Source organism: Pedobacter nutrimenti (assembly GCF_032678445.1).
Taxonomy (GTDB): Bacteria; Bacteroidota; Bacteroidia; order Sphingobacteriales; family Sphingobacteriaceae; genus Pedobacter; species Pedobacter nutrimenti_A.
In genome coordinates this window covers 48175-68831 of sequence record NZ_JAVTSQ010000001.1, presented here as the reverse complement: position 1 = coordinate 68831, position 20657 = coordinate 48175, and the positions used below count along the sequence as shown (strand labels likewise).

At 42.7% G+C, this 20657-nt stretch carries 19 protein-coding genes; 8 read left to right on the top strand and 11 right to left on the bottom strand.

Going from position 1 to position 20657, the window contains the following annotated elements:
- Positions 1–105: 105 nt before the first annotated feature.
- On the top strand, positions 106–1887 hold the full coding sequence (locus R2S08_RS00290) for a hypothetical protein (RefSeq protein WP_316833334.1): 1782 nt from the start codon (positions 106–108) through the stop codon (positions 1885–1887).
- Positions 1888–1979: 92 nt separating this feature from the next.
- Positions 1980–2849: a PAS domain-containing protein gene (locus R2S08_RS00285; RefSeq protein WP_316833333.1), complete on the top strand. Its 870-nt coding sequence runs from the start codon at positions 1980–1982 to the stop codon at positions 2847–2849.
- A gap of 6 nt (positions 2850–2855) precedes the next feature.
- Here the strand turns inward: R2S08_RS00285 and R2S08_RS00280 are convergent, their stop codons facing one another.
- Entirely contained in the window at positions 2856–3323 is a 468-nt protein-coding gene (locus R2S08_RS00280) for a hypothetical protein (RefSeq protein ID WP_316833332.1), read from the bottom strand.
- Between the two features lie 123 nt (positions 3324–3446).
- Here R2S08_RS00280 and R2S08_RS00275 point away from each other — a divergent pair, with 123 nt between their 5' ends.
- Positions 3447–3998, top strand: a complete 552-nt coding sequence (locus R2S08_RS00275) for a hypothetical protein (protein WP_316833331.1) — start codon at positions 3447–3449, stop codon at positions 3996–3998.
- 156 nt (positions 3999–4154) lie between these two features.
- Here R2S08_RS00275 and R2S08_RS00270 read toward each other — a convergent pair whose 3' ends face one another.
- Positions 4155–5150, bottom strand: coding sequence for an NADP-dependent oxidoreductase (locus R2S08_RS00270; RefSeq protein ID WP_316833330.1), 996 nt, complete (start codon positions 5148–5150; stop codon positions 4155–4157).
- A 164-nt stretch (positions 5151–5314) separates the two neighbouring features.
- Between R2S08_RS00270 and R2S08_RS00265 the strand changes: the two genes are divergently transcribed.
- The gene (locus R2S08_RS00265) at positions 5315–5695 is read left to right on the top strand and encodes a winged helix-turn-helix transcriptional regulator (RefSeq protein WP_133777769.1); all 381 of its coding nucleotides are present in this window, start codon (positions 5315–5317) and stop codon (positions 5693–5695) included.
- 182 nt (positions 5696–5877) lie between these two features.
- On the opposite strand, the gene R2S08_RS00260 is transcribed toward R2S08_RS00265, so the two are convergent.
- Positions 5878–6555: a pseudouridine synthase gene (locus R2S08_RS00260; RefSeq protein WP_316833329.1), complete on the bottom strand. Its 678-nt coding sequence runs from the start codon at positions 6553–6555 to the stop codon at positions 5878–5880.
- A gap of 79 nt (positions 6556–6634) precedes the next feature.
- Between R2S08_RS00260 and R2S08_RS00255 the strand changes: the two genes are divergently transcribed.
- Positions 6635–6919: a hypothetical protein gene (locus R2S08_RS00255; protein WP_133777771.1), complete on the top strand. Its 285-nt coding sequence runs from the start codon at positions 6635–6637 to the stop codon at positions 6917–6919.
- Here the strand turns inward: R2S08_RS00255 and R2S08_RS00250 are convergent.
- The 3 genes from R2S08_RS00250 to R2S08_RS00240 form a co-directional block, all read right to left on the bottom strand.
- The gene (locus R2S08_RS00250; protein WP_316833328.1) at positions 6888–8036 is read right to left on the bottom strand and encodes a metallophosphoesterase family protein; all 1149 of its coding nucleotides are present in this window, start codon (positions 8034–8036) and stop codon (positions 6888–6890) included. The genes R2S08_RS00255 and R2S08_RS00250 overlap by 32 nt on opposite strands.
- An 89-nt stretch (positions 8037–8125) precedes the next feature.
- Entirely contained in the window at positions 8126–8917 is a 792-nt protein-coding gene (locus tag R2S08_RS00245) for a GLPGLI family protein (protein WP_316833327.1), read from the bottom strand.
- A gap of 3 nt (positions 8918–8920) precedes the next feature.
- On the bottom strand, positions 8921–11713 hold the full coding sequence (locus tag R2S08_RS00240) for an outer membrane beta-barrel family protein (RefSeq protein ID WP_316833326.1): 2793 nt from the start codon (positions 11711–11713) through the stop codon (positions 8921–8923).
- 139 nt (positions 11714–11852) lie between these two features.
- On the opposite strand from R2S08_RS00240, the gene R2S08_RS00235 reads away from it, so the two are divergent.
- The gene (locus tag R2S08_RS00235) at positions 11853–12911 is read left to right on the top strand and encodes a ferredoxin--NADP reductase (protein ID WP_316833325.1); all 1059 of its coding nucleotides are present in this window, start codon (positions 11853–11855) and stop codon (positions 12909–12911) included.
- Between the two features lie 27 nt (positions 12912–12938).
- Positions 12939–13421 (top strand): GtrA family protein, encoded by a 483-nt coding sequence (locus R2S08_RS00230; protein WP_133777776.1) that lies wholly within the window; start codon positions 12939–12941, stop codon positions 13419–13421.
- On the opposite strand, the gene R2S08_RS00225 is transcribed toward R2S08_RS00230, so the two are convergent.
- On the bottom strand, positions 13396–14169 hold the full coding sequence (locus R2S08_RS00225) for a polysaccharide deacetylase family protein (RefSeq protein WP_316833324.1): 774 nt from the start codon (positions 14167–14169) through the stop codon (positions 13396–13398). The two genes, R2S08_RS00230 and R2S08_RS00225, sit on opposite strands and share 26 nt — an antisense overlap.
- Positions 14150–15103: a glycosyltransferase family 2 protein gene (locus R2S08_RS00220; protein ID WP_316833323.1), complete on the bottom strand. Its 954-nt coding sequence runs from the start codon at positions 15101–15103 to the stop codon at positions 14150–14152. Before R2S08_RS00220 ends, R2S08_RS00225 begins: the two co-directional genes overlap by 20 nt.
- A gap of 132 nt (positions 15104–15235) precedes the next feature.
- On the opposite strand from R2S08_RS00220, the gene R2S08_RS00215 reads away from it, so the two are divergent.
- Positions 15236–17827, top strand: a complete 2592-nt coding sequence (locus R2S08_RS00215; protein WP_133777779.1) for a phosphatidylglycerol lysyltransferase domain-containing protein — start codon at positions 15236–15238, stop codon at positions 17825–17827.
- Between the two features lie 11 nt (positions 17828–17838).
- Here R2S08_RS00215 and R2S08_RS00210 read toward each other — a convergent pair whose 3' ends face one another.
- The 3 genes from R2S08_RS00210 to R2S08_RS00200 form a co-directional block, all read right to left on the bottom strand.
- Positions 17839–18525: an alpha/beta fold hydrolase gene (locus tag R2S08_RS00210; protein ID WP_133777780.1), complete on the bottom strand. Its 687-nt coding sequence runs from the start codon at positions 18523–18525 to the stop codon at positions 17839–17841.
- Between the two features lie 13 nt (positions 18526–18538).
- Entirely contained in the window at positions 18539–19303 is a 765-nt protein-coding gene (locus R2S08_RS00205; RefSeq protein ID WP_166643921.1) for an AcvB/VirJ family lysyl-phosphatidylglycerol hydrolase, read from the bottom strand.
- Between the two features lie 120 nt (positions 19304–19423).
- A complete protein-coding gene (locus R2S08_RS00200) occupies positions 19424–20626 on the bottom strand; it encodes a DUF763 domain-containing protein (protein WP_316833322.1) in 1203 nt (400 codons plus the stop codon).
- Between the last annotated feature and the right edge of the window lie 31 nt (positions 20627–20657).

Below are 20657 nucleotides of genomic sequence, written 5' to 3'. Positions count from 1 at the left end.
TTTATGCCCCTGATTTTGATTACGATCAAAACTAAAACATGATCCCCATCATATTTTAAGCTAAAAATTGTCTGGTACTTTGCCACATCAATCCGATAAATGAATATGACAACACATACTTTCCACATTCCCGTTCTTGGCCTGGGCTACTCTATAGATACCCCTTTAAAAGTAGCTAAATATGGCATATCTTCCGTTGTTTCCATTGTAGATGACGAACTTACAGAACGCATGAGAAAGTACCATTCGGACTGCAATCAATTGCCCTACCACTTTATAGGGCCAAATGAAACCGACTCCAGGGCCAAAAGGATTACCGCCTATCTGAACCTGCTGGAACAATTAGTTACCCAACAATTTGACGAGATCAGACAACAGGATTTTTCTAAAGGAACTCTACTTTCTACTTATTTTGAGTGGTTACCGGAATACTCGCCACTCAAAATTCAGTATACCTCTTTAAAAAAGATGGAAGATGGCCCGTTAAAATCCCATCTGGAACAGGAGCTTAAACAACAGATCAGACCGGGTTCCATTGATGTGAACATTATGTCTAAAGTAGATAAAGCCAATTACAATGCAGAGCAGGAATATGCGGGTGATGATTTTACAGATGCCATTGCCGCCATGCGTGGTTTTGCCAACAGCCGGCTGCATTCTTCAGTCATTATATCTGCTGGATTAAATCCTCGCCTGTATGCCTATATGGAAAAATGCTCCGAGCTGTATCCAGTACATGGTCAATTCAATAAAAAGATCATCCTGAAGGTCAGTGATTATCGTTCGGCTTATTTACAAGCCAAAATATTGGCAAAAAAAGGCCTTTGGATCTCTGAATTCAGGGTAGAATCTGGCCTCAACTGTGGCGGACATGCCTTTGCCACTGATGGTTTGCTGATGGGGCCGATCCTGGAGGAATTCAAACAGAACCGCAGGGCTCTGGCCAATGAACTTTGGGAAATCTATACAGAAGCTCTGCAGAAAAAAGGCATCCGGGTCCATGAGCTGCCCGAACAGCGGATCACGGTGCAAGGCGGAATAGGGACAGCTGAAGAGCATGAATTCCTGCTCAGCTATTATCAGCTTGATGCTGCCGGCTGGGGAAGTCCTTTCCTACTTGTGCCTGAAGCCACCAATGTAGATCAGGATACCCTGGAAGCATTGGTTACTGCAGAAGAAAAAGATTACTACCTGAGTAATTCCTCCCCCCTGGGTGTATTGTTTAATAATTTCCGTAAAAGCACCGCAGAGGAACTGAGGCTTCAGCGTATTGAAAAAGGAAGGCCTGGCAGTCCCTGCAAGAAAAAATACCTCTGCACCAATACAGAATTCACTGCACAGCCCATTTGTACCGCTTCAAGAGAATACCAGTACCTGAAGATTGAACAACTGAAAAGCATGGAGCTTGAGGAAAAAGAATACCGCAGGCAATACGAAACCATTACAGAAAAAGTATGCTTGTGTGAAGGACTCTGTGCTTCTGCCTATATAAAAGATGGCTTACTGAAACCAAGAGAAAGTAAAGCGGTAAGCATTTGCCCGGGTCCTAATCTGGCCTATTTCTCAGGAAAGTACAGCCTTTCAGAAATGATCGGTCATATTTACGGACGCGAGAACCTGCTTGCAACGGCGAAAAGGCCAAATCTATTCATCAATGAGCTCAACCTTTATATTGATTATCTGAAGAAAGACATCTCCGCTCATCTGGAGTTGTTGAGCGATAAAAAAGCCCGTTATTTCAGCAAATTTTCTGCCCAGTTGCAGGAAGGTATAACTTATTACAGAAACCTGGTGCCCAATTTAAAACTCCAGACCAAGTCTACAGTACAGGAAATTCAACACCAGCTTGAAGAAGCCGAAAAGGCATTGCTACAACTTTCTCTTTAATTAGTTAGAAAACACATCCGAAGTTTCACAGTCAATATTTTACAATTACTACCGATAAAAGTTTATTTTTACAATAAACATCCTTCTCTACTGTGAAAAAGTACCCTTTATTAAAAATTGCACTCTTGTATTTCCTGCTGGGCAGTCTCTGGCTCCTGGCAGGTGCAGTCGTCATCAACTGGATTGACAATCAATACCCCTCCGTTAATCTCCAGGGCTTGCATTTTTTCAAGAATCTGATATTCCTTATTGCAACTTCTGTTCTGGTGTTGTTTTCACTCAATTACTATTACGGGAAAAGGTTCATAACCGAACGCAAACACAAAACCGAACTGCTGGCCAATGAAAAGAAGCTGAATGACCAGCTAAATCTTTATGAAACCGTAACACGGGCAACCAATGATGTGATCTGGGACTATGATATTGTTCATGATGCCCTGAAATGGATGAACGGGTATTATGAAACTTTCGGTTATAAAGTGGACAGCACTCCGGTAAAAGCGGAGTGGAGTATGAACAGAATCCATCCCGACGACCGTCCAAGAGTATGGGCCTCTTTTGAGCAGGCACTTGCCAATAAAAGAACAGCCTGGCAGTCAGAATACCGCTATCAGTGTTTTGATGGTACGTACAAATATGTTTCTGACCGGGGTTACATCATTTTTGATCAGGATCAAAACCCTTTAAGAATGATTGGAGCACTTCAGGATATCGATACCACAAAAAAATACGGGGAACGCCTGCTCTTAAAAAACCAGAAACTTAAAGAAATTGCCTGGCTGAACTCCCATGAGATCAGAAGACCTTTGGCCAACCTCACTGCCCTGGTTAAACTGATCCGGCCATCCCTGGACGATCACGAAAACCTGATCCCTATCCTTGAACACCTCGAAACTTCTGTTTGCGAATTGAATGAGGCTGTAATCAAGATGAACAATCAGACTAAAGAACTCGAAGAATAACTATATTCAAGCTGGGTAAATAGGATCCCGATTGATAAGCGCATCGTAATCCAGGGTTGTAAGTAGTAGAATAGCATCATTTGTGCAATCATGACTCGGCTTAAGTACAATTTCATAGGTTCTATTTCTAAACCAAAACAAGGAATCAAAATCTAATTCATCTATATGTTGAATTGTCGCATTATCTGGCACACCGAATAATGAAATAAGGGTATTTAGCAAATTCTTACTGAATGGAACCTTTAAGTACAAACCATATCCTGGTACGCTTCTAAAAGCATTTAAATTTCGTATAGAGGTATCAAATAAGGTATAAATCTTATTCCTTTTCAACTCCATATTAAAATTTAACATCGACAAATAATGGCTATTGACCATTAATGTAAGGTTGTCTGGACGTTGCATCTCGACAAAATCGCTTTCAATAAAAGCAGCTATTTTTCCAGAATCTGTTATAATATCCTTTAATTCCATTAGCCTAATAGATGTTTCTTCAATATAACATTGAATTTAAGATAAAACAGTTAATAAGTAAGCTTTCCTATCCCCGGAATTTCCGATTATTGCTTTATAAAGGAAATGCCCCAATTCATACAGATGAAAAATAATATATATATACCCATATTAACTTTGCTGCTTTCAGCCTGCATACACAAAGATTCGAATACCAACCAAAAGCATAGAGACACACCGAACATTGTAGTTGCTGATACGAGCAAGCCTGCACCAAAACCAGTGCTAAAGCCAGCATCAAAAAAAGAATTTACGTCCAGACTTGACAGCATTGAAAAAACAAACAATGCAAGTGTTATCGCTTCTGGCGATGACGTCACAAAGGCTTACGTTTATTTGCATGGCGGTGACAGCACCATCAATTTAACAGCTTATATGAGGAAAGATCACCGCTTTTTTGGTTACGCAGCTCCTGACGTTACATCAGAACGCCTGATATTATTCTCCATTTTTACAGATGATGTTCAAAATAACCCATTCGGATGTAAACTTGGTGCTTACTACGAAATCAGAATGGACTCCCTAACTTTAAAGTACGTATCGACCAAAGGAAATTTCGTAAAAGCAAAGGCAGTTGACAAGACCAATCAATCCACAACGGTTTACTTTGAAAAAAAGTGGATAGATTTTGAGTAAACCAGTAAGCCCTGCCCGGACCGCCCCGCCTTTGCATTATGCTTAAAAAAATTTATCCTTTTGATGAGGCGGCCTCAGAGATCTGTGCGCTTCTTCAGCGCACCTGATATCGTCAGCCCCGAAGCAAAAGGATAAACTTTTCAAAAATTCACCTCTCTACACCCTCATCACGAGCTTCTTCCCGTTCAATGCACCACTCTCCATCAACCTGTGCGCCTCCTGAACAGTCCCCACCCCCAACCCTCCAACAACATGTACCTCAGGCGCAGCAATCCCACCCGAAGAAATCCGGTCCGAAATCTCCTGTAAAGCCTCCCCATAGCCCCCCAATTCATTCTTCAACATATAGGCATAATTAGAAATATTCAAAACCACATCACCCCGATCAAACAAGATCTCTCGGCTTCTTTGCGTCCCCAGAAATGTAATATCCACATAAGTACCATTGGTTTTCAAAACCTCCGCTGCTGTTTCCGTAATCTGACCTCCAGCCAGGTCCACTACAAAATCAAACTCCCCCTTATTTACCGCCAAGAGCTGCTCCGCAAGCCTGTCAGACCGATAATCCAAAATACAAGAAGCTTCCAAACCCATAGCCTGTAAAACCCCCGCACTCTGCTCGCTACCCGCGGTAGACACCAGCTTCCGGACACCATCTGCAAAAAGCAATTTAATCAAGAACCGGCCAACAGCCCCGGAACCTCCAGCGATAAAAACACTGTCCGAAGCTTTCATCCCCATCCTGCGAAAAGCCTGAAAAGCCGTCAAACCCGAAGACGGAATGGCCGCAGCTGCTTCAAAACTCAAGCCGACAGGCTTATGAGCCACCACCTTTGAGGTCACTGCAATATACTCCGCGTATGTACCATTAGATCCTCTGCTTCCGGATGCGGCAATCACCTCATCTCCAACAGAAAAACCAGTAACAGCTTTACCTATAGCCTCCACCACACCGGAGAATTCCCTGCCCAATATTGGAGAAGTCATTAAACGGCTCTCCCTCCAGCCCAACCTCATCTGATAGTCAATCGGATTAAAAGCCGTTGCCTTTATCCTGATCAATAACTGATCTTCCTGGAAAGAAGGCCTATCCACCTCATCAAAGGTAAAATTCGACACATCTCCAAAACCATTCAATACAATTGCTTTCATTTTTTTACATTCTATAGATCCAGTACCAAAACCCCTTTAAAATTTTTTATTTAGGTTTGACAAAGGTAACCCTAGCTCAAAAGAGCATCAATAACCCTCAAAAAAAGGAGTAGCTCTAAAAAAAGTGAGCCGCCAACAAAAGGCAGCAAAGAGAAAAAGAACCCATGAAAAAAGAAACCTCCAATTCACTAAACAAAGCCTTCCTGCTCGATTCCTGCAGGATCAATGGTGCTCTGGACATCATTTCAGGCCGATGGAAAGCCCTCATCATCATCCATATTTCAGAAGGCACCAACCGGTTCAGCCTTTTAAAAAACGCATTATCCACCATCTCCGATCAAACCCTGGGCAAACAATTGAAAGAACTCGAAAAAGACACACTGATCACCAAAGAAATCATCCCCGAAGTCCCTGTAAGAGTAAACTACCACCTCACAAAAAAAGGAACATCCCTGCTCCCCATACTTGTAGACCTCTCCGAATGGCACGAACCCACTCCAGCCAAAAAAATAACCTCCTCTGCAAATAACCTTCCCTCCAAATAACACCCTCTGCCCCCGACAATAACACCCTCTGCACCCTACCCGGACCACCTCCCCTCTGCAATTTGCTCAGAAAATTTTTCACCTGTTCATGAGGCGGCCTCAGAGATCTGTGCGCTTCTTCAGCGCACCTGATATCGTTAGCCCCGAATGAATAGGTGAAAAATTTTCAAAAATTCACCTCCCTAAAAACCCATTAAACGCATAACCTTTTTAAACTCCTCCTGCGGTTCCGCCTTCAAAGCAATCTGCTCGCCGGTAACCGGATGCAAAAAACGCAGCTCCGAAGCATGCAGCAACATCGTTGTCATATCCCATTGCTCCTTAAAAAACCGGTTCTGCTTATTACAGCCATGCTTCCTATCCCCGATAATCGGATAAAAGATATGCGCAAAATGCTTCCTCAACTGATGCATCCTTCCCGTTGTTGGTGCAGCCTCCACTAAAGAATACCTGGAAGTTTCATGTTGACCAAAAGGCACCGGTAATTCCGCCCGTTTTAATGTCACAAAAGAAGTAAAAGCCTCCTGAACCATCCCATTCTCTTTCACCAGCGGATAATCAATATCCATCTGATCCGGTGCATATCCCCTCAAAATCGCCAGATACTTTTTCACCACGCCACCTTCCTGAAACTGCTTATGCATCGCAATCTCCACCTCTTTATCAAACGCAAACAACAGCAAACCACCCGTTTTTCTATCCAGGCGATGCACAGGACTCACAAAACGTCCCACCTGGTCCCGCAGCATTTGCAACGCAAACTCCTTTGCATCGCTGGCAATAGAAGACCGGTGCACCAATAAACCATGTGGCTTATTAATGGCTATTAAATGATCGTCCTGATAAACAATTTCTAACATACTAATTTTTGGCGAAGATAACATTTGCACAACAATCATTTGCCTATCTTTACATCAAATAAGATTTAAGCCGTATACCTTGATCATTACCATACAAACCACTCCCGTTAAAGAGAACGATGAAAACCGGTCAGTATTTAAAATCCTGAACCAAAAACTGCTTGAAAAAGCAGCCGAACTTCAGCATTTCAGCTTGCGGCACCTGGAATATGTAGACCCTATTTTTGAAGATGTGGTGATCTACCTGGTCTACAATGCAAAAACACAAATGCGCTGGTACATTGCCAACGATGTGAGCAGTGAAATCAATACGCTGATCCTAAAAGAAATGACTAAACTTGACCTTCAAGTTCTGGACAGCTGAAATGATCCTCTCCCTTCAGGTCAATTGTAAACCGGTCATAAAGTCTGGCAGGCTGCGCCGCATCGTTTTCATTATGCGCTAAAGTATAATATTCACAAGTCAGGGTGAAATGCTCTTCCTCTTTCTCTATGGCTACTTTAATAAAACCGTGATGGCCTTCACAATAGGCCTTCAACTCCACATCTTTCAAAAGTGAATCCTCCTGGGTAAACTGCGGATCTGTCACTTCGGCCAGGACATGCAATTCATCAAATCCCCCGGAACCCGCCACGATGAAAGGAACACTTTTTTCCTTATAATGCTTTAGAAAACGCTGGTAATTGTGCACATGCCCACTGAAAACCACATCAGGATATACGCCTGCCTCTTCAAAAGCAGATTCCAGCAGCCGGATCATCGCTGCGCTTGAGCCATGGTTCGTATCTGCCGAATAAGGTGCATGGTGCAAACAAACAATCAGGGCTTTGCCAGACATAGCTGCAGCCCTTTTTAATTCTTTAATGAACCAGTGTCTCTGTTCGGAAGTGATGCAGCCAAATTTAGGCACATTGCTATACAGGCCAATAATCGTAGCCAGTTCAGTATTCAGGGTCCAGTACACATTGGGTTGTATCTGACTCTTCCTGGCTGCCCCGCCCGAAAAATAAACCGTTTTCGGACTGGTATTGCAGAATACCTCATAAAAAGCATCCAGGCTCTGGTAAGGCTCAGGATTATCTGGATTTACATCTGCATCGTGGTTTCCTGCAATGGCGTAAATGGGCCCTGGATAATGGCTGTAAGGTTTGAAGAACTGCGTCTCATATTGTTCGCGCTCTCCAAAATGGTAAACCACATCGCCCAAATGGTATAAAAACTCCGGAGGATGCTCCTCTAACTTGTACTGAAGCCCCATCTGCTCTGCAATCTGCCGCTGGAAATCAGGCGATTTTAATCCACCCGTATCTCCCACCATATTAAAAACCAGGCGCTGATCTGCATGAGCAGACCGGGGAAAGTTCAAATGATAAGGATACACTCCGGAAGGTAAAGGCGGATATTGAAATTTATAGGAATCATCAGGCTGGCCCTTTTTAAAAACCGGCCCGGTTACCTTAGGGTTTCTCGCTGAATACATAGGCTTTATGCTTAAACAAAGCTAAAGGACCCATATTAAGCTAACATTAACAAATGAATACATCAAAATTTACAAAGAGTTTACTTCCCTTAGAGAATCAGGCTCTTTAAAAATGCATTGGCAGAACTGCCCCATTGTTTAAAGGACGAAGTTAAATAAGCCTTAAAAGCCGGACCATCCATCGCCTTGCCCTTCACCGGAGGAACAACCACCTGTGGATTTACCGGTGTATCTGTAACCTTTGTAGCAAACCAGGTAAGGTTCTCATGGGGCAGAGCCACTCCAAGGATCATTCCCGGAAGACCGGAAAAAGACTCCGGACCACCCGATACCGGAATTTTGTCTGTATAGAAAGCCACCACATAGATGGAGTCCAGCATCAATCCGTTCGCTCTCCGGCAACTATAACCTGCAATGTCGCGGGTTTCTTCAGTAATCTTCCAGACCATTCTGCGCAAGCTGTCTTTCACCAAAAAAACTTCGTCCAGTACATTTCTCTGGCTGATAGACGAAGCAGATGAAAAATCCGAATAAATAATGTTATTCTGTTTTCCCATAAGTCCCATTCCAAACATATCCGATGGGTCCTCTTTCTTTACTTCAGGTACAAAAAGTGTTTTCTGATCCCTAAAACTCAGACTGCTTTTAAAGACATTGAATTGCGGCATTTTTTTCTTCATCCCATCCATAGCTTCTTCCATAAAGCCGTCCTCCCGGGCTCCTCCACCCATCATACGTTTCATCACTGCATGCGTATTCACCCTTTTTTCATACTCGATGACACCCTGTTCCGTAAAGCGCACATTTTGCGCAAATAAAGGAAGACAGCTCAGCATCAGGCAACAGCCCAGCAATATCTTAATCAGTTCTATTTTTTTCATGATTTAGGCTCCTCCCATTTTATTAAAATCCCAGCTCAAACTGCAGATCACATATCTTCTGATCATGGTATAATTGGTCTGCACAATCGAATTCTCACTGGCACTCCGGTTAAAACCATTATTCTGGTTCAGAATATCCTTTGCCGAAATGGTCAGGTACAAGCTCTGGTCTTTCAGGAATTTCCGGCTAATAGACGCATTCCAGATGAAACGTGAAAAATTCTCATCAAAAGACTTAGTTTTTGCTCTGAATTCATACTCTCCATCAGAACTGAGCTCTATCTTACCCGGTAGGTACAGGGTCATCGAAGGCCTGGAACTAAAGCCCCATCCATTATCATTAAATTGCTTCTGAAGCGAAGACTGACTGATGTTGTAATTTGGCGAAAAATCCAGGTTAAAATTATACTTACTTTCTTTAGCCTTCATCAGGTTCAGGTTTGCCGAAAAACCATAGGATTTGGTCTGGTTCAATTCACTGTTTAAGAAACTATAATTGGTACTTCCATTGGCTGACAGGTTTACATTTGCATTCATATCCAGCGCTTTGACGGCGCTCCCAAAACCGATGTTCAATCCATAATTGGTATTGTTCTTCTCCGTTAGGTTAACGGCCTGATAAATAGATTTCCCTGTTGTTTCATCCCTCACTGTATTGACCATGATTGGGTTCATCGTAAAAGAGTAACTCCCGTTAACCATCAGGGCCTGGGAAGAAAGCAATTTAAAAGAGTTATAACCTATACTGAAATTATTGTTGAATGAGGGTTTAAGGTTAGGATTTCCAATGGTGATGTTCAAAGGATCCGTATTCACTCTCACCGGCTGGATCTGGTCTATACCTGGCTGACTGGTCTGCCCACCATAACTAAAACGCAAGCTTTTTTGGGGAGACATCATATACTGGTAATTCAGTTGCGGGCTCCAGTTCACAAAATTTCTTTTAATGCTTTCGTCTGTAAACACATTTTTCTGTTCAAACTTAACCGCCACCAACCTGGTCCCGAAATTCAGCACAGATTTCTCCTTTCTGTAGTTGAACATCAGACCTGCCGTATTGGTGAGCTGGTCCAGCTTATAGTTGTTGCTAAACAAACTATCCAATACCGTGTACTCGCCTGGCGTCGATGCATTATAAGATCTTCTGTCCTGGGAACTGTTGTTTACATTCAGACCATAATTCACCTGAGCTGCAAAGCTGGCAGTAATCGGTTCAGAATAGGCTAAATTGGAATTGAAAACAGCGCTGTTACTTTTATTGGTCTTATACTGATCTGTATTTTCTGTACTGTCTGGCAAGAGCACGCCCTTCTTATCGTAAAACCGGTTCTGGGATTTTAGAAATCCATTGGCATGGTTTTGAGTAATATTTTCACTCACATTAAAAGACAGGGTCCTTCCTTTTTTCTGGAACTTCCTGGTCCACAAAACACTGGTACGAAAAGCTTTCCCATTGGTCTTGTTGTCCAAATTCCTGTCAGAAGCATTTAATTTCGTGTCATCTTCCCTGAAAGTGGACTCAGAGAAAATATTCTGGGTTTCACTGTGCTTGAGTGATGCCCCGAAAGAAACTTTTAAATTGGTCATAGAATCCAGTTTAATGGCATACTTGCCGTCTAGTTTCTGGCCAAAAGAAGAATTGGTATAGGCTTCATCTGAATTACTTTTGGTAATCCGGTCGGCATAGTTGTTTTGGGTCTGCACATTGCGCGTCCCTTCCACATTCATATTGTTCACCTTATAATTCCCATTCACAGATTCTTTTCCACTATTCCATTTGTTGTCATAATGCAAACCGCCTGCCCTGGACAAAGGAATTCCCTGCCCGCCATAACCTCCGTCAAAAGTATCCAGATCCTCTCCCATACCACCGACCATTGTGACCATCCCGCCACCGCCACCGGAAAAATCCATATCATCTAAAGAACTCATATCAAAACTGGACATCCCCATCTGGTTTCCTGTATTGGCCATATTGCCATAAAGTCCAAATTTCCTTTTCCCCCGAAACCGGTTATAGGTGGCCTGCCCTTCGTACATTTTATCCGTAGCCAAACCCGCATTCACCTTTCCAAAGGCACCGTTCTTCTTCCCTTCCTTCAGTTTAAGGTTAATGGTTTTTGCCCGTTGGCCATCATCAATCCCTGTAAAGGAAGCCTGTTCACTTTTTCTATCGTACAACTGCACTTTATCCACCATGTCTCCACGGATATTTTTGGTCACCAGCGTAGGATCATCCCCAAAAAATTCTTCACCATCTACCAGTACTTTGTCCACAGCCTTTCCCTGGGCCGTAATTTTACCATCCTTAGATACCTGAACACCGGGCAGCTGTTTCAGCAGAGCCTCCACTTTAGAATTGGGCTGAATGATATAACTGTCAGCATTAAACTCCGTCGTATCGCCATTCATTTTCACCGCATTAACTGCCCCTTTAATCTCTACAGCCGACAAAAGATTAGCTTTCAGCAACAGGTTGACCTTACCAAAATCTTTTTCCTTCTTCACAGAATCCAGGCTGAACTTTTCCCAATAATCGGCATAGCCGGGATAAGTGACCAGTAAAATAAAGTTTCCCGGCCTTAAAGCCGGTACAGAAAATGAGCCATTACTGCCCACCCTGCTATATTTAACCAGGGTAGAATCTTTGGCATTCCATACCGAAACGCTCGAATTGACCAGTCTGGCCGTGTAAGCGGTATCCACAACGAAGCCCTTTATCGCATAACCATTTTGCGCATACAGACCAAATGAACCCAGAAGAAAGAGGAATAATGAGAGTATAATTTTTTTCATATAAATGGCAGAACGCATAAAGTTAAAACGAATTTTTCTGAAGCAGGAAATATTAACATTCTTTAACTTTTTGTTGATTTTTGTTACTTTGACCCTAAATTGATCTGATCGTTACATACAGCCCCGAATTATTATAACAATGACCCCTACAAGAAAGCTCCGAATTATAAGCCACGAACGCCACGCAGCAGAAAATGTAGTGATCCAATTCGAGCCGGTAGACGGCGAAAAAATCCATTACCAAAGCGGGCAGTTCTTGGTCTTTTCTTTTCATCTGAACGGGAAAGAAGTCAGGCGTTCCTATTCTATGTGCAGTTCACCAGCTTTAAATGAACCGCTTACCATCGCCGTAAAACTGGTTGAAAATGGGGAAATCTCTAAATTTCTGCACCATAAAGTGGGTGTAGGTGATGTTCTGGATGCCATGGAACCCAATGGGATTTTTACTTATGCCCCTGAAAAAGAAGCCTGCAGAACAGTGTTTCTTTTCGCTGCAGGTGTAGGTATTACCCCAATATATTCTATTCTCAAAACTGCATTACTCACAGAGGAACATTCTAAAATGGTATTGGTGTACAGCAATAAATCTGTTCGCGATACCCTATTTTATGAGGAACTAAAACAATGGCAGGAAAACTATCCGGAGCGCTTTAAGATCGAATGGCTTTTCAGCGAATCCAAAAACCTGTTGATGGCCAGGCTTAACAATGTACGGATCGAGCAAATCGTAAAAGAACACCTGAGCTGCGACAGAAATGATGCCCTGTTCTATACCTGCGGACCGATCAATTATATGGTACTTTGCCGCATTACCCTAAGGGCACTCGGTTATAGCCAGGAACAGATCAAAAGAGAGACTTATTTTATTCCCGAAGATGAGGCAGACGATGATGATCTGACAGAAAAAGAAATAAAGGATACCAATACCTACTCTGTCATTATAGACTACCGCGATAAAACCTATAGACTGGATGTCCCATATTACAAAAGGATTTTGGAAGTTGCATTGGAAAACCACATCAGTTTACCATACAGCTGCGGAGCCGGGATGTGCAGTACCTGCACCTCTACTTGTACAGAAGGTGGTGTAAGAATGGATTACAACGAAGTACTTACCGATCAGGAGATCGAGCAGGGACGTGTGCTCATCTGCACTGGTCATCCTACAGCCAACAATACCAGAATCGTTATTGGCTAAGCCGGGCTTTTGGTTATCTTTGCGTAAATGAAACGCAGGATCCTCAGACTGATTGATTTTTTCTATCCGCCCTTTTCGAAGTATATTCCGCTTCAAACCTTCCGGTATGCGGTTTCGGGTGGAAGCAATGCAGCATTGAATCTGCTTATCTTCTTCCTGAGTTACAATTTTATCTTCAACCAGGAAGTGATGGCTATAGGTCCATATTTCATTACCAGGTATATTGCAGCCTATGTGATGGCCTTATCTGTCAGTTTTCCTGTTGGATTTCTACTCAATAAATATATTGTTTTCCAGCAGTCGGACCTGCACAGCCGGGTACAACTCTTCAGGTATGCCTCGGTAACGGCCATGAGCATTTACTTTGATTATGCCCTGCTTCATTTTTTTGTAGGGTATCTGGGCTTTTGGGCAACGCCCTCACAAGCACTTATTATTGTAATTCTGTCGCTGTTCAGCTATTTCTTTCAAACTTATGTAACCTTTACAACGAAGAAACGAAGTCTTTAATTGTAGCACTGGGATAGCCCTTTTTATTGATCCATTGCATAAACTTGTCCATGCGGTCTATCATTTGGGTACCGGAGTTTTTGCTCACATAACCAGGGAAACCAAAACGTGCCTTGTCTTTCAGGTCTGTAAATTCCCAGGGATGAAAATATACGTTCAGATAGCCATCTTTCTCATAGGTCTTTTTCGAAAGGTACTGGTACCAGCTCAAGGGCAAATTGTGAAAGGAAAGCCAGAACAAAGGAAAACGCAGCAGCGGGCTCACTGATGCCGGCAATTGTAACACACCGCTGTCCTGAAAATACGTCCTGGATACATGCAGGTTATTATATCTTCCCGGAAGCCAGGTCGGATTGATAGAGCTGTTATATACATATCCTGCATTTTTGATCTCCTTTTCATCTACAGGCATCATTCTGGCCATGCGGTAACCTTCTATACGTACGCCAGATAAGCGCTCCAGTTCAATTTTAGAGGCCAGTAAATGTTCCGGTTTAAAATCAGAATGATAATACCCGTGGGAAGCCAATTCATGCCCTTCCTCCAGTATTCTCTCCAGAATTCCAGGCGCATGCTGTCCAAATGTTGCCGTACAGAAAAAGGTAGCCTTTAGCCGGTTTTTCTTCAGCAGATCGAGAATACTGTGGCTGCCCTGAATGGAAATCTCGATCTGGTCTTCAAAAGAGATGGATTTACCATACTCAAAAGCCATATCAAATTCTTCTATATCAAAACTCAACAACACCATTTTCTTTCAAACTTAAATTACTTGAACGGATAATATAATTAGGACGATTTTTACTTTGCAGGAACATTTTACCAATATAAATACCAATGATGCCCAGTATGATCAGCTGCAATCCTCCAAAAAACACGATGGTCATGATGATCGAAGCCCAGCCGTTTACTTCCTTTCCGATATAGAAAGCATGAATTACATAAGGGATATACAGCAGGGACAAAAAAGAAAATATAAAACCCAAATATACGGCAGTATAAAGCGGCTTAATGCTGAAAGAGGTAACTCCATGGGTTGCAAAACGGAGCATTTTTTTTAAATTATACTTGCTGTTGCCAGAGAACCTCTTGCTAGGCACATAATCCAGGGCAAATTGTTTATAGCCCATCCATTTCACCAATCCTCTTATGAAAGGTTCATTTTCCTGGAACTCTTTAAAAACGCTCACCACTTTCCTGTCCATCAACCTGAAATCGGCTGTACCAGATTCAATTTCTATATCGGAAAGTATATTCAGCAATTTATAATACAAGGAAGAAGTAACCCTTTTTTTATAGGGTAAGGATTTATCTTCATGTCTTCTGGTATACACCACTTCGTAACCTTCCTCCCATTTATCCAGCATTTGGATGATCAGTTCCGGCGGATGCTGCAGGTCTGCATCCAGGGAAATCACACAATCCCCATGCGCATGGTCGAGTCCGGCCTTAAGCGCAGGTTGATGTCCAAAATTTCTCGAAAATTCAATATAAAAGATATTCGGCTTGGTTTGAGCCATAGCCTTAATCACAGATAGGGTTTTATCTTTACTCCCATCATCTACCAGAATAATCTCAAATGCATAGCCTCTCCCTTCTAAAATACGTTCTAATCTTTCAACGATAACCAATAGGTTATCCTCTTCATTATAGGCAGGAATGACAATGGAGATTGTTTTTTGCATGGAGTTCTTTACGAAATAAGAGGACACAAAATTGCAAATAAAATTGCAACTACACAGCACATTATAAAATTTAGCAAACCACTTACAAAGATTTAATGTTATATATTCTGTTAATTTTTCTAAAATTGCAGAATGCATAACGCGAAAAACTTTATATCGAAGCTGATATATAACAAATTCTTCTGGCAATTCTTCGTTGCAATTTTCATGCTTGCAATGGCTATTTTCTTCATTAGAGAAGAGCATATAGAAGTCATTAAGATCCACGAACAGCTCAGCAACAGCAATCCATTATATATTACACTGGGCATTGTGCTCACCATTATATACATCCTGGCGCAGGCGCAAATGTATGTGCACAGCTTTAAAGCCCTCAACAAAAAGGTTTCCATAAAAACTGCCGTCATCCTGTTCTTAAAGCGAAACCTGGTCAGCATATTTTTACCTGCTGGCGGTTTTTCTTCCCTTGTCTTTTTTACCAAAGACCTGGAAAAAGGAGGTATTTCAAAATCCCAGATCCATTTAGCTTCAACTGTATTTGGCTTCTGCAGCATTCTTTCTGTGGTTTTAGTGGGCGTTCCTGTTCTGGGTATTGCCCTTCTGTTCACCAAACTTGGGCTCGCAGAACTGTTGAGTTTTGTTTTCCTGCTGCTGCTCACCGGTGCACTTATCCTGCTGATCTACTCGATTGCTAAAAAGGGCATTGCTTACCGGTGGCTTTCCAAAGTAAGACCTTCACTAACCACAATCCTCGATGATATGATCGATCAAAAGGTTAGCCGCAAACAATTCTGGCTCACCTTACTGGTTTCCATTGGTATAGAGATTATTGGTATTGTCCATCTCTATATCTCCATGCTTGCCCTGGGTCTTAACGCCAGCTGGCCTGCTGCGATTATAGGCTATATGGTTATGGTGATCCTGCTCATTGCTTCACCTTTTTTAAGAGGATTAGGAACCATTGAAGTATCCCTGACCTTTATACTGCAGCAATTTGGATTCCCTATTGTAGCCGCTGCAACCATTACCCTTTTGTTCCGTTTCTTTGAGTTCTGGCTGCCTTTAATTGCCGGGATCATCAGCTTTATCACCAAGAAAGACAACCTCATCTTGCGTGTATTGCCCGCGGTGATCATTCTTGTATTGGGTATAGTAAACATCATTTCTTCTATTACTCCAGCCATTCCTGCACGTTTACGGCTGGTCAAGAATATACTTCCTGAAGATGTGATTGTGACCAGTAATGCCCTGGTTCTTGTCTTTGGACTTGCCCTGGTCATGCTCAGTATCTTCCTGCTGCAAGGCTCCAAAAGAGCCTGGTATATTGCCCTGTTCATTACCGCCTTTTCTTTCTTCGGACATTTGATCAAAGCAGCAGATTTTGAAGAAGCCATACTGGCCTTTGTGGCTGGTTCTTCCTTATGGTACACCCGCAGCAATTACAAGCTCCGGCCCCATCCTAACTTCATCTCTTTCAACTATTTTGTACTCATTTATGCCGTTGTAGCGGTATTGGCCTATGGTGTACTGGGTTTCTATTTCATAGACAAGAAACATTTCGGAATAGATTTTAAATTCATTGAAGCGGTAAAAGCAGTGTTAAAACTGCTCTTCCTGGTAGATGATAAAGCACTGGTACCCCGCACTCATTTCGGAGAACATTTTGAAGACTCCATTTATTTTGCTGGAGCCTGCCTGATCCTGTTCTTCGTTTTCAGCATTCTGAAACCTTACTTTTCCAAACCCTACAACAGTGATGCAGATTTTGACCAGGCCAATGAACTCCTTAAGAAATATGGCTGTTCTGCACTGGATTATTTCAAGACCTATCCGGATAAATACCTCTTCTTCAACGAAGACAAGACCGCCTTTATCAGTTTTAAAATTACGCAGCATTTTGCCATTGTGCTGGAAGATCCTGTAGCCGAGAATGAGGAAGGCAAACTGGAAATGGTTCATAAATTCGAGATTTTCTGTAAAGAGAATGGCTTCATCAGCGCCTATTACAGGGTACCAGAGAAATCCCTTGGCTTTTACCACAAGCTGGGCAGAAAGTCTATTCCGATTGGGGAAGAAGCCATCCTTAACTTAACTACATTTACCATGGATGGCGGTAAAATGAAAACCACCAGAAGTGCTGTAAACCGCCTGACCTCCGAAGGTTTCCAGTTGAAAGTATACGAGGCCCCTATTAAAGAAGGTTTGCTTCAGAAACTGGAAAAAGTATCTGACAACTGGATGGAAGAACTCAACCAGAAAGAAGTGGCCTTTACTCAGGGCGTATTTGATGCCAGCATCCTGAAAGAACAAACCATCCTGACCATTGAAGACCAGGAAGAAAAGGTCTATGCTTTCTTAAATCTAATCCCAGATTATGCACCAGGCGAAGCCACTTATGACCTGATCCGGAAAATCAGCGATGCACCAAATGGTGTACTGGACATGTTGCTGGCCAAAACCTTCCTGTATCTAAAGGAACAGGGCTATACCTCTGCAAACATGGGACTTGCTCCGCTTTCAGGAATGGAAGATGTAAACGTAACACAAAAAACCATAAAATATGCTTACGAAAACCTCAAGGTTTTTGGACAGTTTAAAGGCTTGAGAAAATATAAAGAGAAATTCTTCCCTTCCTGGGAAAAAAAATACCTGATCTTTAGCCATAACTACCATCTGCTCCAGGTACCAAGGGCATTAAAGAAAGTATCGGAGGGCGATCAATAAAGCGACAGGGTCTAAAAACCCTGCGCAATAAACTTCGCAAGCTGAGTCACATCGTCATCGTAACGGTGTGATCCGGGTACCAGGATCTTATGAATTTTTTCTATTGGCTTAATCGCTTCGTAGAAGTCGCTCCCCTCTTGTTTTCCAAAAATACAATAGACTGGCACAGGGCTTTTTTTCAGTTCAGGAAGCACTTTATATTTATCTTTATCTGTGCCTCCAAAGCCTAACATATTGGATATCTTGGTTACAAAACCGGTAGAAAAGCCGGGGGAAAGCAACACCAATGACTTTAATTTCTGGTTAGCAGATGCAGAAAAATTAGAGGGTAAAAAGGCACCCACATCTGCCCCGAAAGAATAACCGACCACCACAAACGATGATTTGTTCCAGGTCTGGAGATAATGCTCTATAATGCCTTCCATATCCCCACCAAACTGCGCAGGACTTTTCTGGTCCCAAAAGTATTTCCTGGTATCCAAGGCCAGCACCGCATAACCAGCTTCCGACAATTCCCGGGTTAAGCTTTGAGAAAATTTATTCCAGCCCCCATCACCACTCAGGTATACAACCAATGTCTTGTTGTCATTTTTTTGAATGGTATGCAACGGAAAGGAAGAAAGGCTTACTCTTTTTTGTGCTTTAAGGCTGCCAGCAAAAAAAGTCAACAGGAAAAGGAAATATATTCTGGATCTCATACAGAGGCTCTGGTTAAATTTTCCCCAAAGATATTAAACTCAACTGACGGCCGAGGAATCTTTTTGGTCTGAGAGAAGCCACAATTTTTGCATAAGCACTTTCATCGTAACGGTGGGCACCGGGTACAATGCTCAGTTTAAAATTAGACATTTTGAGTTCACTGAGTGGTTTAACCTCTTCTGCTTTACCATAAAAGCAATATACCGGAACATCTATTTTCTGTACTTCGGGTGCTACTTTATAGAGCCTGTTGTCTCCCCCAATATTCAGCAGATCAGAAGTATGCACCTTAAAATCAGAAGAAGAAAAGGGACTCAGCAATTGTACGGCAACAATTTTATCCCGGATTCTTTCGGGTAAACCGTTGTAAATAAAAGGCACGACATCTGCTCCAAAAGAAAAACCGCATAAAAAGATCCGATTGGTCTTGTATAGTGCATTGTACTTATCAATCAGTAAAAAGACATCATCTGCAGTTTCCTGCGGAGTCTTCTGCGACCAGAAATAACTACGGGAATTGAATCCGATCACATAGAAACCCTTCTTGGTATATTCTGTAGCCAGCCGATCCTCAAATTCAAGCCAGCCACCATCTCCTGAAAACAGGAATAAAATTCTCTTAGAAAAAATATTGGCCGTTGGGTACACGATAACCGGCAGATTATAGTCATTTTGCTCAATACCATGATGATTCGTCATACGATTGCGGACCAGCAAACCGCAGCCGGAAAAGGTGAGCGCAATAAAGAGTCCTGTCAGCAGCAACCAGAGCTTCATTTTATACATTTCATATCAACGCTCGCATGCAAAAAACACACCAACCGCTTAAAAGTATCCAATTATTTTACATTCATCTGTAATTCCTTGTAACAAAAAGAAAACACAAAGGTAAAATCCTCAGAATAAGCTCAGCTGTACAGGTTTTGGAGGCTGCGCATAACCAGATACGGTTCGGCCTCCATATTTCCAGGAATCCCTGCGCTCCTTTTCAATAAGGGCATCAAAATTCTGATTTGGGGTAAAATCTTTCTCTGCCGCCCTGGAAAGCTCCCCAAGCTTACGGATAGCATCCAGCTTATCCGATTGTCCTATCTTAGCTTTCTGAACCGCTTTACTCAATACACTGATCGTTTCATCAAAAACCTTTACCGGAACCGGAAAAGGATGACCATCCTTACCGCCATGGGCAAAAGAAAAACGAGCAGGATCGTCAAAACGGGAAGGTGTGCCATAGATCACTTCACTTACCAATGCCATAGACTGCAGGGTTCTGGGACCCATTCCCTCCAGAAGCAATAATTCTTCAAAATCTGCAGGCTTTTTTTCATGACTCAGCCAAAGCATGGCCCCAAGTCTTTTCAAATCCACATCGTCTGCCCTGACTTCGTGATGCCCGGGCAGGATCAGATGCCGGATCTCCTTCAGCATACGTTCAGGATGCTCAGCAGACATAGACATCATAGAGGCCCGCGAAGGCTTTGCTCCGGCAGCCACCATATTCAGGATCTGACCCTGGTTTACCCCGCAAATTCCGGTATGCGGTTCATCTACAAAAGACTTCACCGCAGAAGAATGCCAGTGATACCGTCTGGCCGTGCTGCTTTCATTACTCATTCCCTGCTGAACTACTGTCCACAAACCCTCTGTATTGATTACAAAGCTGTGCAGGTACAATTGAAAACCATCCTGTACAGCAGTATTATCCACCTTGGCGCTGAGCTTGCTGCAACGAACGAGTGCTGGCCCGTCCAGACCTGTGCGGTCGCAGTAATGGAGCAGTTCCTGTGGCGTCTGCCTTGAATATTTTCCTTTTCCACCACAGATATAAAGTCCAAGTTCTTTTGCGTAGGGGTTCACCGCTCTTTTTAAAGCGCCCATCACCGAAGTGGTAATACCAGAAGAATGCCAGTCCATTCCCATTACGGCTCCAAAGCTTTGAAACCAGAAAGGATCGCTCAGTCTGCGCAAAACTTCTGCAGTACCGTACTCTGTGATAATGGCCTCTGTGATGGCAAAACCCAATCTGCCCATACGCTCCGCCAGCCATAAAGGTACAAAACCACCATGCAAGGGTAAATCTGCTGTTCCCGATCTCTTCATTACTAACAAAATTAGCAATAAATATCTGAAA

Excerpts from the sequence above, each read along its gene's own strand:
- R2S08_RS00290 (WP_316833334.1), top strand. The coding sequence starts at position 106 with ATGACAACACATACTTTCCACATTCCCGTTCTTGGCCTGGGCTACTCT.
- R2S08_RS00280 (WP_316833332.1), bottom strand. The coding sequence starts at position 3,323 with ATGGAATTAAAGGATATTATAACAGATTCTGGAAAAATAGCTGCTTTT.
- R2S08_RS00275 (WP_316833331.1), top strand. The coding sequence starts at position 3,447 with ATGAAAAATAATATATATATACCCATATTAACTTTGCTGCTTTCAGCC.
- R2S08_RS00270 (WP_316833330.1), bottom strand. The coding sequence starts at position 5,150 with ATGAAAGCAATTGTATTGAATGGTTTTGGAGATGTGTCGAATTTTACC.
- R2S08_RS00265 (WP_133777769.1), top strand. The coding sequence starts at position 5,315 with ATGAAAAAAGAAACCTCCAATTCACTAAACAAAGCCTTCCTGCTCGAT.
- R2S08_RS00260 (WP_316833329.1), bottom strand. The coding sequence starts at position 6,555 with ATGTTAGAAATTGTTTATCAGGACGATCATTTAATAGCCATTAATAAG.
- R2S08_RS00250 (WP_316833328.1), bottom strand. The coding sequence starts at position 8,036 with ATGTATTCAGCGAGAAACCCTAAGGTAACCGGGCCGGTTTTTAAAAAG.
- R2S08_RS00245 (WP_316833327.1), bottom strand. The coding sequence starts at position 8,917 with ATGAAAAAAATAGAACTGATTAAGATATTGCTGGGCTGTTGCCTGATG.
- R2S08_RS00240 (WP_316833326.1), bottom strand. The coding sequence starts at position 11,713 with ATGAAAAAAATTATACTCTCATTATTCCTCTTTCTTCTGGGTTCATTT.
- R2S08_RS00235 (WP_316833325.1), top strand. The coding sequence starts at position 11,853 with ATGACCCCTACAAGAAAGCTCCGAATTATAAGCCACGAACGCCACGCA.
- R2S08_RS00230 (WP_133777776.1), top strand. The coding sequence starts at position 12,939 with ATGAAACGCAGGATCCTCAGACTGATTGATTTTTTCTATCCGCCCTTT.
- R2S08_RS00225 (WP_316833324.1), bottom strand. The coding sequence starts at position 14,169 with ATGGTGTTGTTGAGTTTTGATATAGAAGAATTTGATATGGCTTTTGAG.
- R2S08_RS00220 (WP_316833323.1), bottom strand. The coding sequence starts at position 15,103 with ATGCAAAAAACAATCTCCATTGTCATTCCTGCCTATAATGAAGAGGAT.
- R2S08_RS00215 (WP_133777779.1), top strand. The coding sequence starts at position 15,236 with ATGCATAACGCGAAAAACTTTATATCGAAGCTGATATATAACAAATTC.
- R2S08_RS00210 (WP_133777780.1), bottom strand. The coding sequence starts at position 18,525 with ATGAGATCCAGAATATATTTCCTTTTCCTGTTGACTTTTTTTGCTGGC.
- R2S08_RS00205 (WP_166643921.1), bottom strand. The coding sequence starts at position 19,303 with ATGAAGCTCTGGTTGCTGCTGACAGGACTCTTTATTGCGCTCACCTTT.
- R2S08_RS00200 (WP_316833322.1), bottom strand. The coding sequence starts at position 20,626 with ATGAAGAGATCGGGAACAGCAGATTTACCCTTGCATGGTGGTTTTGTA.